We start from the raw sequence: 14,346 nt of genomic DNA, 5'->3' as shown, positions 1-14,346 counted from the left end.
ATCAGGACAGCAGGCCGCGTTCGATGGCGGTCATGACGGCGGCGGTGCGGTCGGAGACGCCGAGTTTCTTGAACGAACGCAGCAGATACGTCTTGACGGTCGCCTCACTGATGAACAGCTCGCCGCCGATCTCGGCGTTCGTCAGCCCCTGACCGACCAGGCGCAGCACCGCGCACTCACGCTCGGACAGCGCGGCCGGGTCGGGCGTCCGCGCGCGGAAGAGCTTGCCCGCCAGCGAGGGGGTGAGCACGGTCTCCCCGCGCGCGGCGGCCCGGACCGCGTCGATCAGCTCCTGCCGTGAGCTGCCCTTGAGCAGGTATCCGGCCGCGCCCGCCTCCACCGCGCGCAGGATGTCGGTGTCGTTCTCGTACGTGGTCACGATGACGATCTTGGTGGAAGGCAGCTCGCGCAGGATGCGCCCGGTGGCGGCGACGCCGTCCATGCCGCCCATGCGCAGGTCCAGCAGAACGACGTCGGGCCGCAGCGCCGGCGCCCTGGCGACCGCCTCCTCCCCCGAGCCCGCCTCGCCCACGACGGTGATGCCGTCGGCGGACTCCAGCATGGCGATGAGCCCCTCGCGGACCACTGGATGATCGTCGGCCACCAGGGTGGTGATCGGTTCCGCCTCAGCCACGCGCCCGCTCCTCGCCCGCCGTTCCAGCCACTCCGGCCGCCCCCACGGCTTCCGCCGGCAGGGGAACGCGCACCTCGACGGCGGTGCCCCCGCCGGGGCGGCTGCCGATGCTCACCGTCCCGTTGATCTCCGAGACCCTGGCCCGCATGCCGCGCAGCCCGTATCCGTCGTGGTCGCCCTCCGGGGTGAAGCCCTCGCCGTCGTCGCGGACGAGCAGGCGCACGGCGTCCGGCTCGAACGTCATCACCACGTCCACCGAGCGCGCCCCCGCGGCGTGTTTGCGCACGTTGGCGGCAGCCTCCTGCATCGAACGCAGCAGGACGACGTTGACCGGCATCGGCAGCGGCTCCTCCGCGCCCCGCACCGACGTGCGCACATCGAGCCCGGTGTCGGCGACCAGGCCGTCGGCCTGCCTGCGCACGGCCTGCACGAGCGAGCCGCCGCGCAGGGTGGGCGGGGTCAGGGCGGCGACGAACTCGCGCGCCTCGGCGAGGGATTCCCTGGCCACCTGCCCGGCCCGCGACAGGTGCCTGCTCGCCTGGTCGGGCGCGTCGCGCACGCTCGACTCCGCCGCCTGGGTCAGGCTGATGATGCTGGTCAGGCCCTGAGCGAGGGTGTCGTGGATCTCCCTGGCCAGCCGCTCGCGCTCGGCCGAGATGCCGGCCTCGTGGGAGAGCCTGGCCACCCGCTCCTGGGTGCGGCGCAGCTCCTCGATGAGCTGGGCACGCTCCCGGCTCTGCCGGGTCACCCGCTTGATCCAGACGCCCAGCAGGATCGACAGCGCGTAGCTCAGCAGCGAGAGGGGCAGCGCGCTCCAGGGCGGGATCCCCAGTTCCTCGCTCCTGATCCAGGTCACCAGCACGGGGAACAGGTTGGCCACCGCGAGCCAGCCGACGGCCCGCCTCATCGGCAGCGTCATGATCAGCATGGGCGCGACGGCGTACAACGCGAAGGAGCTGATGAGGCCGAACCACGTGGTGACGCAGAACAGCGCCACCAGCCCGGCCGCGAAGATCAGGTTTTTCCGCCCGTACGTCTGGACGGCCATCAGGCGGCGGCCGAGCCCCGCGTACCAGGGCACGATCAGGGTCAGCGCGCCGATCGAGACGGCCTGGGCGGCCGTGGGGTCGCCGGAGAGGAACAGCAGCACCGCGGTGAGGAGGTAGGAGACGGCGAAGAAGCCGTCCCACAGGCCGAACCAGCCGGTACGCGGCTCGGTGGCGGGGGGATGGTCGCCTGTCTCTCCGGTATCAGGTCGTACACGCACGGCAACAGTCGTACCACGGAAACGTCCGTGTCCACTGATCGGTTGACAACCGGACCCACCGTTCGGTCGTCTCCGGGCGGGAGCCCCGTCTCTAGCGTGGAAAGCGCCGAAGAGAACGTGCGAAGCGCCAAGCCGCACGGGATCTCCCCACTCAAGATCCGGAGTAACCCCCTGATGAGTCAGTTCCTCACTGCCCTCATAGCCAGCGGAACCATCCTGCTCGTCATCCTGGCCACCGACCTCGGACAGCGCCGCATCACCATGACGCGGGTGCTGCGCTCGGTGATCGTCGTCGCCGTCATCATCCCCATCTTCGTCCACTCCTTCCCGTCGCAGGGGAACGACCTGTCGCTGCAACTCGTGGGCATCGGGACGGGGATCATCTGCGGGCTGATCGCCGGCTCGCTGCTGCCCGCCCACCGGCGCCCGTCGGGCGAGCTCTACACGACCGGCGGGCTCGGCTACGCGCTGGTGTGGATCGTGCTGTCGCTGGGGCGGGTGGTGTTCGCGTACGGAGCCGAGCACTGGTTCGCCGCGGACCTGGTCCGTTTCTCCATCGACTACCGGATCAGCGGCCCCGACACCTACGCCAACGCCTTCGTCTTCATGTCCCTGACCATGGTGCTCTCCCGCACCACCGTGCTCATGACCAAGATGCGCAGGCTCAAGGCCGCCGCCGTACCGGTGCCCGCGACCCGATGACAGGCGAGTCAGCGACAGGTGACAGTGAGAGGTGACGTCATGGACGAGCTCAGGCTCAGGCCGCCGCGCAACCGCGTAGAGGGCCGTGCGATCGGCTGGTGGAGCGCGCAGGCGGCGGTGTTCGCCCTGCCGCTGCCGCTCACCTTCGGCATCCTGTGGGCCACCATCCCGCCCACGCGCGAGCTGTTCATGTGGTTCACCCTGGGCTCCCTGGCACCCGGGCTGCTCTACCTGGCCGTGATGCCGGTCTGGCGCTACCGGGTGCACCGCTGGGAGGTCACCGCCGACGCCGTCTACACCGCCTCCGGCTGGCTGTGGCAGCAGTGGCGGGTCGTCCCGCTGTCGCGCGTCCAGACCGTCGACACGCTGCGCGGGCCGCTGCAGCAGCTGTTCGGGCTGTCGGGCATCACTGTGACGACCGCCTCGTCCTCGGCCGTCAGCATCAAGGGGCTCGACGCGAAGGTGGGGGACGAACTGGTGGCCTACCTGGCCGACCGGACTCAGGTCGTACCCGGAGACGCCTCATGACGACCACCACCGGCACCCGCCCGCGTACGGCGCCGCGTGACCACGAGGGGCGGCTGAGCGGCCGGCTCGTCCTGGTCAGCCTGAGCGCCCTGCTCGCCCCGGCGGCCCTGTTCGCGGTCAGCCTGCTCGTCACCGGCGGCGAGCCGAACCTGCAGATCCTCATCACCCTCGCCTCGTTCCTCCTCACCGGCCTGATCGTCGGCGGCATCGGGCTGTCGCGCCTGGCGACCACCCGCTACCGGCTCACCGGCGACCGGTTCGAGGTCAGCGCCGGCCTGCTCTTCCGCAGCCGGCACTCGATCCCGCTGGTCCGCGTCCGCGGCATCGACATCACCGCCCATCCGGTGCACCGCCTGTTCGGCCTGACCACACTCCATCTCGACACCGGCGGCGGCCAGGGCGGCGCCGCCCGCCGCGGGGTCCGGTTGGACGGCATCACCGAGGATCAGGCCGCCGAGCTGCGCCGCCTGATCCTCGAAGGGAGCGACACCGCACACGCCGCCGACAGCGACGGCTTGATCAGCGAGCTGGACCGCTCGTGGCTGCGCTACGCCCCGCTCACCGTCTGGGGTGTCGGCACCGTCCTGGCCGCCGCCGGCACCGGCTACCGCACGCTGCACGAGATGAAGATCGACCCGCTCGAACTCGGGGTCGTCCAGGACCTCGTGCGCCGCTTCGGCTCGGTCCCGCTCTGGTTCGGCCTGCTGGTGACCGTGCTCGCCGTCGTCGCTCTCGGGGCGGCCTGCTCGACGCTCACGTTCATCGAGAACTGGAGCGGGTACGAGCTGCGGCGCGGCGAAGGCGGCGTCCTGCGCGTGCGCCGCGGCCTGCTGGCCACCCGGTCGGTGAGCATGGAGGAGCACCGGCTGCGCGGCCTGGAACTGGTGGAGCCCCTTCCGCTGCGCTGGGCCGGCGGCGCCAGACTCAACGCCGTCACCACCGGACTCGGCGACCGCGACGAGAACCGCAGACGCCGCGCCCTGACCCCGGCAGTCCCCCGCCCCGAAGCCCTCACCATCGCCGCACAAATCCTGCCACCAACCGGTTTGGCCGTGTGGGAGCCACGTGACCCGGCCGTGCGAAGCCTGCCGGCCCAGCGCGACCTGACCGAGCGGGAACTGCTGGACGGGCGGGAGTTGCTGGAGCGGCGGGGGCTGGGCGCTCATCCTCGTGTCGCTCTGCGCAGGCGGGTCAACCAGGCTCTGACGGCGTCGGTGCTGATCGCAGCAATCCCCGCCGGCCTCGGGCTGTGGCTCGGACCCGCGTTCGTCATCACCGGCGCGATCACCTGCCTGGTCCTGGCGCCCGTCCTGACGGCCCTGGCCCGCTCGGCCTACCGCTCGCTCGGTCACGCCATCCGCGGCCCCTACCTGGTCACCGCCTATGGGGCGTTCGCCCGCCGCACCGTCGTCCTGCGGCGGGACGGGGTCATCGGCTGGAGTATCACACGCTCACCGTTCCAGCGCCGCACCGGCCTGCTCACCCTGGGGGCCACCACGGCGGCGGGAGACGGCATCTACCGGATCCGCGACGTGTCGGTGGACCAGGGACTGACCCTGGCCGAGACAGCGCTGCCCGGCCTGCTCGCCCCCTTCATCGAACGCCGACCATGACCACCCAGTCCCTCGGTCATCGATGCCGGCTTCCGCCATCCTCGCCCATCGCAGGCCGGGTGGGAGCCGGTGGGTTCTCCGCGTGCGGTCGTCCGGGGGCCGTCGAGGTGGAGGGCGCGGCGTCCGGCAGTGCGGCCTCCGGTGCTTCGAGCGGGGCGGTCGTGGATGAGCCGGGTGGCGGCGCGGACGTGGCGTGGGCCGAGCCGCCAGGTGGGGCGGTGCCGTTCACCGCACCGCCTCCGCCGATGCCCGCGCCCTCCCCCAGGTCGCTGCCGGCGCCGTTGACCGCGCCCGCGTCCGGTCCGGTTGTCGTACCGCTGCCTGGACCGATGGATGGATCGGTGAGTGGGCCGGTGACCGCCGAGGGCGACCCGGACGGGCCTGTGGGGGACGGTGTGGCGGGCGGCCCCGACTGGACCGGACCGTACTGCTGGGACCCCCGGGCGGCGCGCCGGTCGCGGTCAGGAGCGTGCCGCTTGTCTGACTTCGCTTTCCTCGCGCTCGTGCCGTTCCCCTGATCGGCCGCCATCTGTCCGCTGAACGCCTGGTAGATGAGGACGCCACCGAAGCTGACCGTGACCACGAGCGCAAGCACCGCCCCCACCCGCAGCCAGCCCAGTCGCCCGCGCATCCCATGCGACCAGGCACTGCTCCCGAACGCCGGCCCACCCACCGACGCCTCATCCGCCTGCACCTCACCCGAGGCCGCGCCGCCTACGAGACCTCCGCCCGCCGGAGCACCGCTGCTTACCCAAGCTCCGTCCGCCGGCGTGTCGAGTGGCCAGGTGTCGCCTGCCGAAGCGCTGCCTGCCGGAGCGCCGATCACCCAAGCGTCACCTGCCGGATCACCGCCGGCCGAAGCCTCGCGACCCGCTGGAGCGTCATCCCGGGTTGGGCGGGTTCGCCGGCTGGTCGTGGTGTGTTGTTTGACCCTGTGGCCGGTGCGCCGCAGGAGATGGGCGTAGAACTCGGTCCCCACCGTGGTGGCCACGCTCATCACGGCCGCGCCGATCACCGTGCCCGTCACCCCGAGGTACGAGGCCGTGACGGCGGCGGTGAGTGCGGCCAGGCCGCCGCCGGTGATCTGCGCGCCGCTCAGGCGCGCCACGCGCCGCTTGCCGCGGTCGCGTCTGGTGGTGCTGGTCGGGGTTGGTCGCCTGCCGGTCATGCCTGCGCTGGCCAGCCTTCCTCATGGTCGGGGCGGGCGCGCCCCGTGGTGGGTGTGCGGATGCCTGCGCCCGTGCGTGCCTGCGGCCAGGGTGCGGTGCTGGGACCGCGACCTGGTCGTGAGCGTGATGTGCGAAGCGCCGGTGGCCGGTGACGGCCGGACGGCGGACCCTCGGGGGCGCTGCTGGAAGCAGCCACGATGGCATACCCGGGCAAAGCCGTCAGCAGCGACGCGCGGGACATGTCCTGCTCCTGAGCTGGACATTGCCATTTTGGGGACATCCCCGTGCATGAGTAGCCGCCAGGAGAGGCGCCCTCAGGAGGGGGCTTCATCTCATTCCTGAGCCGCGCCGCCCGGACAGGCGGCGTCAGGAGGAGGGCCATCGCCTTGCGGGCGGGGAACCCGGCGGGGGGAAATCCGCGACGGCATCCAGACGTCGCGAAGGCGCTTTCGGTAGATTCGTTCGCAAACGACGGTGATGGCGAGGTAGCGGGTGCCGGACGAACACATTGCGCAGGCGACAGGACGTGAAATGCGGCGATACGGGTGGATGCTCGCACTCGCCGCCGTGGTGCTCGCCGTCGATCAGGCCTCCAAGTTCTGGGCGGTCTCGGCGCTCGCGGACGGTGAACGCGTCACGGTCATCCCCCAGGTGATCCAGCTTCGCCTGCTGCTCAACCCGGGCGCGGCGTTCTCCATCGGCGAGGGCGTGACGTGGGTGTTCGCCCTCACGGCCGCCGCCGCGGTGATCGGCATCCTGTACGTCGGCAGGCGGCTGCGCTCGTCGGCGTGGACCGTCGTGCTGGGCGCGCTCCTGGGCGGCGCCGCCTCCCACCTGCTCGACCGGCTCTTGCGCCCGCCCGCCTTCGCCCACGGCCACGTCGTCGACTTCATCGACTACGGCGGCCTGTTCGTCGGCAACGTCGCCGACATCGCCCTCACCGGCGGCTGCGCCCTGCTCATGCTCCTCAGCGTGCGCGGCATCCCCCTCGACGGCACACCAGCCAAAGATCCACTGGCAATCCGAAGAGCCGGCCATGTCGATGGCCCCCTTCGTTGAAGGCGACGCGCCGTTGAGGACCGGCTTTACTCCAGCTGACGGGACGTGACCCGCGCGGAGGGGGTCTGGGTTACCGGGTCAGGCGGGTGGACTCTGAGGGCAGCCCAGGGTGGATGACGCGGGCGGGCGGGGGATGACCACGTGGCTGGTCAAGATGGGCTCGCGTTACGGCGCTCAGCCGGTGAAGGGTCAGAGGCCGTCTCCCTGGAGGGTCGCCGGCCGGAGTGCGGCGGGTGGGAGGCCACGGCGCCGCCGTAAAGGATGGGGCTGGAACCACAGCCCCGCGGGGGCGGGGCTGGAACAACCGCACCGCAAAGGACGGGTCTGGAACGACGGCACCGCAAAGAACGGGGCTGAAGCCACAGCGCTGCCGGCAACGACGCCGCAATGGATGATGGCACGAAAAGGTGCTCCCACCCGAAGAAGGCGTATCGACCGACCGCGTATCTACCGCGCCGACGCCTGGTCGGCCTCCCGGGCCGCCTGTTCGACGCGGGCGTGGTGCTCCGCCCACCACTCCTCGCCGACCCGCGGCAGGTTGTCGACGCCCTGGCGCAAGCCCGCCGAGCCGTCGATGAACTCCCTGACGATGTCGGCGTGGCCGGCGTGCCGGTTGGTCTCGGCGATCACGTGGACCAGGATCCGGTGCAGGGTCACCCGCCGCCGATCCTCCGGCCACCACGGCACCTCGCCGAAGTGGTCGAGCGGCAGCGCGTCGAGCGTCGCGTCGGCGTGCGCCCACACCCGGCGGTAGAGCCCGATGATGTCCTCGCGCAACTCGTCGGGGGTCGCCCACAGGTCCTCGTTGGGCTCGGCGTCGTCCTCCATCCACGGCATCGGCTCGGCGAACGGTCTGCCGAAGATGTCGCCGAAGTAGCCCGCCTCCACTCCGGCCAGGTGTTTGACCAGCCCCAGCAGGTTGGTGCCGGTGGGCGTCAGCGGCCGGCGGACGTCGTATTCCGACAGGCCGTCCAGCTTCCACAGCAGTGCCTCGCGCACGGTCTGCAGGTAGTGCCGTAGATCCGCCGTCGGGTCCCAGTCAGTCATGCGGGCATCTTTGCACCCGGCCCCGACAGAATCATGCCGTTATTCGTGCCGTCCGCCGAGGCCGGGTGCCAGTCAGCCGGTGAGTCGAACCCTGGGAGGGCAGGCGCTCGTCTCCGTCATCGCCGTCAGTCGGTGAGGGCGGTCCGGAGCTGGGTGAGGACGGCGCGCAGGATGCGGGAGACGTGCATCTGGGAGATGCCGAACTCCTGGGCGATCTCCGATTGGGTCATGTTCCCGTAGAAGCGCATGAGCAGGATGTTCTTCTCGCGGGGAGGCAGGGCGTCGATGAGGGGCTTGACGGCGTGCCTGTCGAGGAGGTGGTTGAGGGAGTCGTCCTGGGCGGGCAGGAAGTCGCTCAGTTCGGCGGCGTCGTCCTCGCCGTTGTTGACGGGGGCGTCGAGGGACAGGGTGCTGTAGGCGGTGGAGGCTTCGAGGGCGAGCAGGACGTCTTCTTCGGAGATGCGGAGCTTGGCGGCGAGTTCGGCGACGGTGGGGGCGTGGCCGAGGGTCTGGGTGAGTTCGGCGGTGGCCTTGTTGAGCTCGATGCGGCGTTCCTGGTAGACGCGGGGGACGCGGATGGCCCAGGTGCGGTCGCGGAAGTGGCGCTTGACTTCGCCCATCATGGTGATCATGGCGTAGCCGCGGAACTCGTGGCCGAGGTCGGGGTCGTAGCCGTTGACGGCCTTCATGAGCCCGACGTAGGCGGCTTGGCGCAGGTCTTCCATGGGTTCGCCGCGGTAGCGGTAGCGGCGGGTGACCTCGGAGACGAGTCCTTCGTGCAGCTGGACGATGCGCTCACGGATGCGGGCGGCGCGCAGGTCGGAGATGTGCGGGTCGGCGAGTTCGGCCAGCAGGTCTTCGGCGGTGAGCTGCTCGAATGCGACGGTCATGAGGGACATGTGCTGCTCCAACAGGTGCCAGCGGCTCCGCCCATGACAAAAAGCCCAGGCAGAGGCACGCTTCGGTAACGCGTGAGGGAAGCCCTCTGCTGGACTTCATGATCAAGAATGCCCGCAAATGGCCGACTAAACACTTGATTTGGATAACAAATGCGTTACGACGGCGGCTGCGTTCGACGGCCGGGTGAACCATCAAGCCCGGTTCGAGCACCGACGGTCCGCACCGCCCGGCGTTCAGCCGGCGGCGGCGTGGCGTTCCAGGAAGGTGTAGACGTCGGCCTCGTCCACCCCGGGGAACGACCCCGGCGGCAGTGCGGCGAGCACGTGGGAGTTGGCTCTGGCCGACGGCCAGGCGTACCCCTCCCAGCGTTCCGCCAGCTCGGCCGGTGGGCGGCGGCAGCAGTCGCCGCTCGGGCAGCTGGACTTCGTGCGGTTGGTGGTCTCGCGGCCCCGGAACCAGCGCGACTCCTTGTACGGCACCCCCAGCGTGATCGCGAAGTCCCGCTCGCGCGAAGGATCGACGTGGGCCACGCAGAAGTAGGTCCCGGTGGGCGAGTCGGAGTACTGGTAGAACACCGAGAAGCGGTCCGGCGAGGCGAACACCTGCCGCCCCGACCACTGCAGGCACATCCGCTGCCCCTCGATGGCCCCCTGCTCGTCGGCCGGGAAGACGATGCCGTCGTTCTCGTACGCCTTGTAGATCGTGCCCCCCGCGTCGTTGCGGACGAAGTGGCAGACCAGCCCGAGATGGTGAGTGGCGAGGTTGGTGAAGCGGTGGGCGGCCATCTCGTACGACACCGCGAACACGTCCCGCAGGTCCTCCACCGACAGCGCCCGGTCGGACTTGGCCTCCTGGAGGTAGAGCGCGGCGGCCTTCTCGGGGACGAGGACGGCGGCGGCGAAGTAGTTGGCCTCGGTGCGCTGGCGCAGGAAGTCGGCGAAGTCACGGGGCTTGTCGTGGCCGAGCGCGAGGTGCCCGAGCGTCTGGAGCAGGATCGTGCGCGGGGTGTGCATGCCGAGCTGCTCGTGTTTGACGTAGATGCGGCGGTTGCGCATGTCGGTGATGGAACGCACCGAACGCGGCAGGTCCTGGGCGGTGTGCACGGTGTAGCCGAAGTGCGTGACGAGGCTCTGGATCATGCTCTGCGACAGCGCGCCCGTACGGTATCCGACCGCTTCGAGCGCCTCGGCGGCGGCCTTCTCGATCTCGGGGAAGTAGTTGCCCACCTCCCGCTGCCGGCGCCGCAGCTCGGCGTTGGCGGCCCTGGCCTCCTCCGGCGTGGCGGTGCCGCGGGCCTGGCGGGCGCGCAGTTCGCCGTACAGGCCGAGGAGGTGTTCGAGCACGTCGTTCGGCACGCGCGCGGACACCTTCAGCCGGGGCAGGCCGAGCCCGGCGTAGACGGGGTCGCGCTGGGCCTCCTCCAGCGCGATCTCCAGCTGGGCGCGGCGGTTGGGCGGCTGGCGGCGCAGCAGCTCCTCGACGGGGACGCCGAGCGCGGTCGCCAGCGACTTGAGCAGGGAGAGCTTGGGCTCGCGCTTGCCGTTCTCCAGCAGGGAGAGCTGGCTCGGCGCCCTGCTGACGCGCGAGCCCAGGTCGGACAGGGTGAGCCCGCGCTGTTTGCGCAGGTGACGCAGGCGCTGGCCAAACGCGATCAGATCGAGCTCCTGCGTCAAAGACAGCGGTTCTTCGCCCAGCAAGGAGGCCATACCGAATCTTAGACAGAAATTCGGCTCATCTTCCAGCGCTTCGGGACTCCTCGGCGCAGGATCTTGGACGGCGCCGCCGCAGAGGCGATTGGTCTAGGCCAACGGTAAAACCTGCGAATTCTTCACTGCTGAATACCGGCCGGCAATCCTCAATACGAGAATATCGGCGATTCTTCTCGCAGGTTAACCCTATTTGTCGCAGGTGGCCGGGGCAGAGACTCGGCGTGAGCACCCAGGGGACGACAAAGGAGTGAGCCATGATCGATCGCCTCAAGGGAGCTGCTGAGCAGCTGCAGGACGAATGGGACAACGACCCTCGCTGGAAGGGCATCGAGCGCACCTACAGCGCCGAAGACGTGATCAGGTTGCGCGGCAGTGTCCAGGAGGAGCACACGCTCGCCCGGCTGGGCGCCGAGCGGCTGTGGAGCCTGCTGCACACCGAGGACTACGTCAACACCCTCGGCGCGCTCACCGGCAACCAGGCGGTGCAGCAGGTGCGGGCGGGGCTGAAGGCGATCTACCTGTCGGGCTGGCAGGTCGCCGCGGACGCCAACCTGGGCGGGCACACCTACCCCGACCAGAGCCTCTACCCGGCCAACTCCGTGCCCGCCGTCGTGCGCCGGATCAACAACGCGCTGCTGCGCGCCGACCAGATCACCTGGTCGGAGGGCGACGGTGACGCCCCCCACTGGCTGGCCCCGATCGTGGCGGACGCGGAGGCCGGGTTCGGCGGCGTGCTCAACGCGTTCGAGCTGATGAAGGGCATGATCGCGGCCGGCGCCGCGGGCGTGCACTGGGAGGACCAGCTGGCCTCGGAGAAGAAGTGCGGCCACCTCGGCGGCAAGGTGCTGATCCCGACCGGCCAGCACGTCAAGACCCTGAACGCCGCCCGCCTCGCCGCGGACGTCGCCGGAGTCCCCACGCTGGTGGTCGCGCGGACCGACGCCCAGGCCGCGACGCTCCTGACCAGCGACGTGGACCCGCGCGACCAGGCGTTCACCACCGGCGAGCGCACCGCGGAGGGCTTCTACCGGGTCAGGAACGGCCTGGAGGCGTGCGTGGCGCGCGGCCTGGCGTATGCGCCGTACTCCGACCTGCTCTGGATGGAGACCGGCACGCCCGACCTCGACGTGGCCCGCGAGTTCGCCGAGGCGATCAAGGCCGAGTACCCGGACCAGATGCTCGCCTACAACTGCTCACCGTCGTTCAACTGGAAGAAGCACCTCGACGACTCGACGATCGCGAAGTTCCAGCGCGAGCTGGGGCACATGGGGTACAAGTTCCAGTTCATCACGCTGGCCGGGTTCCACTCGCTGAACTTCGGCATGTTCGACCTGGCCCAGGGCTACGCGGCCGACGGCATGACCGCGTACGTCGAGCTGCAGGAGGCGGAGTTCGCCGCCGAGGCGCGCGGCTACACCGCGACGCGGCATCAGCGTGAGGTCGGCACCGGCTACTTCGACCTGGTCTCCACGGCCGTGGCACCCGACTCCTCGACCACCGCGCTGCGCGGCTCCACCGAAGAGGAGCAGTTCGGCCACTAGGTTCCCCCGATCTCGCCGGCCACCTCCAGGGCATGGGACGGTTCCCCGGCGACCGGGCCGCGCCGGCTCCCAGCGCCGGCGCGGCCCGCTTTCACATGCACCGGCCGCGCGCCCGACCCGCTCAGGGGGCGGGGGCCTGTTCACTTGCCGCCGGCCTGACCTGCTCAGGGGGCGGTGGTGCCGCCCGTCGGGGTCGGGGTGGTCGTGACGGTGGGGGTCGGGCCGGGTGACTCGCCAGGTCCGTCCTGCGGGATCGTGGTGATAGAGCCCGAGGGCCGCGGGCAGTCCCGTCTGGCCGCGGCGTTGCCGCGTCTGCGGGCCGCCGGGTTCGCGCACTCTCCCGGGTCGTTCCCGCCCGGGTCGCCGGGGCCGAACGTGTGCGACGTCGGGACGACGCTCCGCCTGCGGTCGCGCTCGCGTCCGGGCGTGAGCACGGAGACCGGGCTGGTCGTACGGGTTCGCGTGACGAACACCGTGGGCGTGGCGGGCGACGGCAGCGCGGTCGTCGCCAGGCGTACCGGGGGCGGATTCCTGGTCGTGATCGCGGGCCGCACGGTGGAGCCGGCACTGCTCTGCGGCTGCGCGGCGGGCGGGTCGGCGGGCAGGAGCGCGCCTCCTCCCATGTTCGTCCCGTCCCCGCCCGAGGCCGCGATGACGGTGAGGGCCGCGATCGAGACCGTGGCCAGGGCGGCGAACGTCGCGTGCGAGAGCTGCGCCCTCGACTTCGCCCTGCTCCCCCGCCCTCGCGCCCCGGACCGCCCCTTGCCTCCAGTACCGCCCTCGTCCCGGCCACCGCCCCGACCCGTGGCAGCGTCGCCGGAACGCCCCCCGGAACCAGGGGCCGCGTCATCGGGACCGCCACCGGAACCCTCGCCCCAGACGGATCCGGCTTCGGAACGGTCCACGAACGGGCCGTCCTCGTCTCCGGATGACTCCGGGTCGCCGGGCGAGCGCGCCAGCCGCACCAGCCCTCCCCCGGCCGGATACGGCACCGGCGTCCAGATCTCCGCCAGCACCTCCGCCACCGAGTGCCGCAGGTCCCACGGATCCCCGACCCCGCCGGCGGCCAGCAGCGCCCGCAGCAGGTCGGCGGCCCTGGGACGGTCGCCGGGCTCCTTGGCCAGGGCGGCCTCGACGGCGGGCCGCAGCAGGGCCGGCACGTTCTCCACGCGCGGCGGGTCGAACAGGATGCGCCGGGTCAGCACGTCGGTCTCACCGCCGCCGAACGGATGGTGCCCGCCGGCGGCGAAGGCCACCAGGCATCCCCAGGCGAACACGTCGGAGGCGGGCACGGCGGACCCGCCCGTCAGCCGTTCCGGCGCGACCCATCCAGGGCTGCCCATGACCTGGCCTGCCTGCGTGTGCGCGGACAGCGTGTCCACGTCCCGTGCGATGCCGAAGTCGATGACCCGCGGGCCCCGCGGGGATAGCAGCACGTTGCCCGGTTTGAGGTCCCGGTGCACGAGCCCCGCCTCGTGCACGGCCACCAGCGCGGCCGCGACGCCGAGCGCCACCCCGTAGGCGAGGTCGGGCGGGAGTGGCCCCTTGGCCTTGACGACCTGGGAGAGCGCGGGGCCCGGGATGTACTCGGTGACCAGGTAAGGGCGGTCCTTGTCGGTGCCGTCCTCCACGACGGCGGCGGTGCAGAACGGTACCAATCTCCGCGAGAAAGCCACTTCCTCGGCGAAGCGGGCCCGTAACGTGGCATCGTTGAGATGCACCGCATGCGGTGTCTTGAGGGCGACCAGGCCCCCTTGAGGGTGTTCGGCCAGATACACCACTCCCATCCCGCCGGTTCCCAGGCGGCCGAGGAGTAGATATCGGCCGATGATGACCGGGTCGCCCACCGTCAGCGGTCGCACTCCGGCAGGCATGTCCCTCGCCCCACGCGCCATCCGGGTTTCGCCTCTCCTGATCAGGGTCACGGCAAAGCACACTGTGGCGGCTCCCGTGGAGGCTTTCCGCATGTCTTACATAAGGGGTATTGGAGGTAAGGCTGTCATTCCCTCTAGGTAAGTAAATGCTGTGACATAGCGGTCTGAAGTGGCACTTCGCGCCTGCCGTGCCGGGCGGGAACGAGGTCCGCCGGGCCACCGTGGCCGGGCGCGAAAAGCACCGCGGCCGGGTGCGAAAGGCATCGTGGCCGGGCGCGAGAAGACACCGCCGCCCGGCGCGGT

12 protein-coding genes are annotated in these 14,346 nt (G+C 70.9%); 5 read left to right on the top strand and 7 right to left on the bottom strand.

Translation table 11 applies throughout. From position 1 onward, the window contains the following. Position 1 precedes the first annotated feature (1 nt). On the bottom strand, positions 2–634 hold the full coding sequence (locus tag AB0C27_RS11295; protein WP_357841336.1) for a response regulator transcription factor: 633 nt from the start codon (positions 632–634) through the stop codon (positions 2–4). Further along, entirely contained in the window at positions 627–1,901 is a 1,275-nt protein-coding gene (locus tag AB0C27_RS11290) for a sensor histidine kinase (RefSeq protein WP_357841333.1), read from the bottom strand. Before AB0C27_RS11290 ends, AB0C27_RS11295 begins: the two co-directional genes overlap by 8 nt. 174 nt (positions 1,902–2,075) lie before the next feature. On the opposite strand from AB0C27_RS11290, the gene AB0C27_RS11285 reads away from it, so the two are divergent. Genes AB0C27_RS11285 through AB0C27_RS11275 form a run of 3 tightly spaced genes read left to right on the top strand, consistent with a single transcriptional unit; the run spans position 2,076 to position 4,744 of the window. After that, positions 2,076–2,603 carry a hypothetical protein gene (locus tag AB0C27_RS11285; RefSeq protein ID WP_357841330.1) on the top strand — a complete coding sequence of 176 codons (528 nt, stop codon included), beginning with the start codon at positions 2,076–2,078 and terminating at the stop codon, positions 2,601–2,603. A gap of 39 nt (positions 2,604–2,642) precedes the next feature. Further along, complete coding sequence (locus tag AB0C27_RS11280) at positions 2,643–3,131, top strand: PH domain-containing protein (RefSeq protein ID WP_357841327.1); 489 nt, start codon at positions 2,643–2,645, stop codon at positions 3,129–3,131. Continuing rightward, a complete protein-coding gene (locus tag AB0C27_RS11275; RefSeq protein WP_357841324.1) occupies positions 3,128–4,744 on the top strand; it encodes a PH domain-containing protein in 1,617 nt (538 codons plus the stop codon). The genes AB0C27_RS11280 and AB0C27_RS11275 overlap by 4 nt, the downstream gene beginning before the upstream one ends. A 16-nt stretch (positions 4,745–4,760) precedes the next feature. Here AB0C27_RS11275 and AB0C27_RS11270 read toward each other — a convergent pair whose 3' ends face one another. Continuing rightward, positions 4,761–5,912: a hypothetical protein gene (locus AB0C27_RS11270; RefSeq protein ID WP_357841321.1), complete on the bottom strand. Its 1,152-nt coding sequence runs from the start codon at positions 5,910–5,912 to the stop codon at positions 4,761–4,763. Positions 5,913–6,444: 532 nt separating this feature from the next. Between AB0C27_RS11270 and AB0C27_RS11265 the strand changes: the two genes are divergently transcribed. Next, a complete protein-coding gene (locus tag AB0C27_RS11265; RefSeq protein ID WP_357841318.1) occupies positions 6,445–6,972 on the top strand; it encodes a signal peptidase II in 528 nt (175 codons plus the stop codon). A gap of 447 nt (positions 6,973–7,419) precedes the next feature. On the opposite strand, the gene AB0C27_RS11260 is transcribed toward AB0C27_RS11265, so the two are convergent. From AB0C27_RS11260 to AB0C27_RS11250, 3 genes are all read right to left on the bottom strand, one after another. Then, complete coding sequence (locus AB0C27_RS11260; RefSeq protein WP_357841316.1) at positions 7,420–8,019, bottom strand: DinB family protein; 600 nt, start codon at positions 8,017–8,019, stop codon at positions 7,420–7,422. Positions 8,020–8,144: 125 nt separating this feature from the next. Next, complete coding sequence (locus tag AB0C27_RS11255) at positions 8,145–8,909, bottom strand: SigB/SigF/SigG family RNA polymerase sigma factor (RefSeq protein ID WP_357841313.1); 765 nt, start codon at positions 8,907–8,909, stop codon at positions 8,145–8,147. Positions 8,910–9,152: 243 nt separating this feature from the next. After that, complete coding sequence (locus AB0C27_RS11250) at positions 9,153–10,592, bottom strand: helix-turn-helix domain-containing protein (RefSeq protein ID WP_357843067.1); 1,440 nt, start codon at positions 10,590–10,592, stop codon at positions 9,153–9,155. A gap of 290 nt (positions 10,593–10,882) precedes the next feature. Between AB0C27_RS11250 and aceA the strand changes: the two genes are divergently transcribed. Beyond that, positions 10,883–12,169: an isocitrate lyase gene (gene aceA, locus AB0C27_RS11245; protein ID WP_357841311.1), complete on the top strand. Its 1,287-nt coding sequence runs from the start codon at positions 10,883–10,885 to the stop codon at positions 12,167–12,169. A 164-nt stretch (positions 12,170–12,333) separates the two neighbouring features. On the opposite strand, the gene AB0C27_RS11240 is transcribed toward aceA, so the two are convergent. Continuing rightward, entirely contained in the window at positions 12,334–14,043 is a 1,710-nt protein-coding gene (locus AB0C27_RS11240) for a serine/threonine-protein kinase (RefSeq protein ID WP_357841308.1), read from the bottom strand. Positions 14,044–14,346 lie beyond the last annotated feature (303 nt).

The sequence above is a fragment of the Nonomuraea sp. NPDC048882 genome (assembly GCF_040649755.1).
Lineage (GTDB): Bacteria > Actinomycetota > Actinomycetes > Streptosporangiales > Streptosporangiaceae > Nonomuraea > Nonomuraea maheshkhaliensis.
This window is presented reverse-complemented; position numbering and strand designations above follow the sequence as displayed.

Coding starts and splice junctions, on each gene's coding strand:
- AB0C27_RS11285 (WP_357841330.1), top strand. CDS start 2,076: ATGAGTCAGTTCCTCACTGCCCTCATAGCCAGCGGAACCATCCTGCTC.
- AB0C27_RS11280 (WP_357841327.1), top strand. CDS start 2,643: ATGGACGAGCTCAGGCTCAGGCCGCCGCGCAACCGCGTAGAGGGCCGT.
- AB0C27_RS11275 (WP_357841324.1), top strand. CDS start 3,128: ATGACGACCACCACCGGCACCCGCCCGCGTACGGCGCCGCGTGACCAC.
- AB0C27_RS11270 (WP_357841321.1), bottom strand. CDS start 5,912: ATGACCGGCAGGCGACCAACCCCGACCAGCACCACCAGACGCGACCGC.
- AB0C27_RS11265 (WP_357841318.1), top strand. CDS start 6,445: ATGCGGCGATACGGGTGGATGCTCGCACTCGCCGCCGTGGTGCTCGCC.
- AB0C27_RS11260 (WP_357841316.1), bottom strand. CDS start 8,019: ATGACTGACTGGGACCCGACGGCGGATCTACGGCACTACCTGCAGACC.
- AB0C27_RS11255 (WP_357841313.1), bottom strand. CDS start 8,909: ATGACCGTCGCATTCGAGCAGCTCACCGCCGAAGACCTGCTGGCCGAA.
- aceA (WP_357841311.1), top strand. CDS start 10,883: ATGATCGATCGCCTCAAGGGAGCTGCTGAGCAGCTGCAGGACGAATGG.
- AB0C27_RS11240 (WP_357841308.1), bottom strand. CDS start 14,043: ATGCCTGCCGGAGTGCGACCGCTGACGGTGGGCGACCCGGTCATCATC.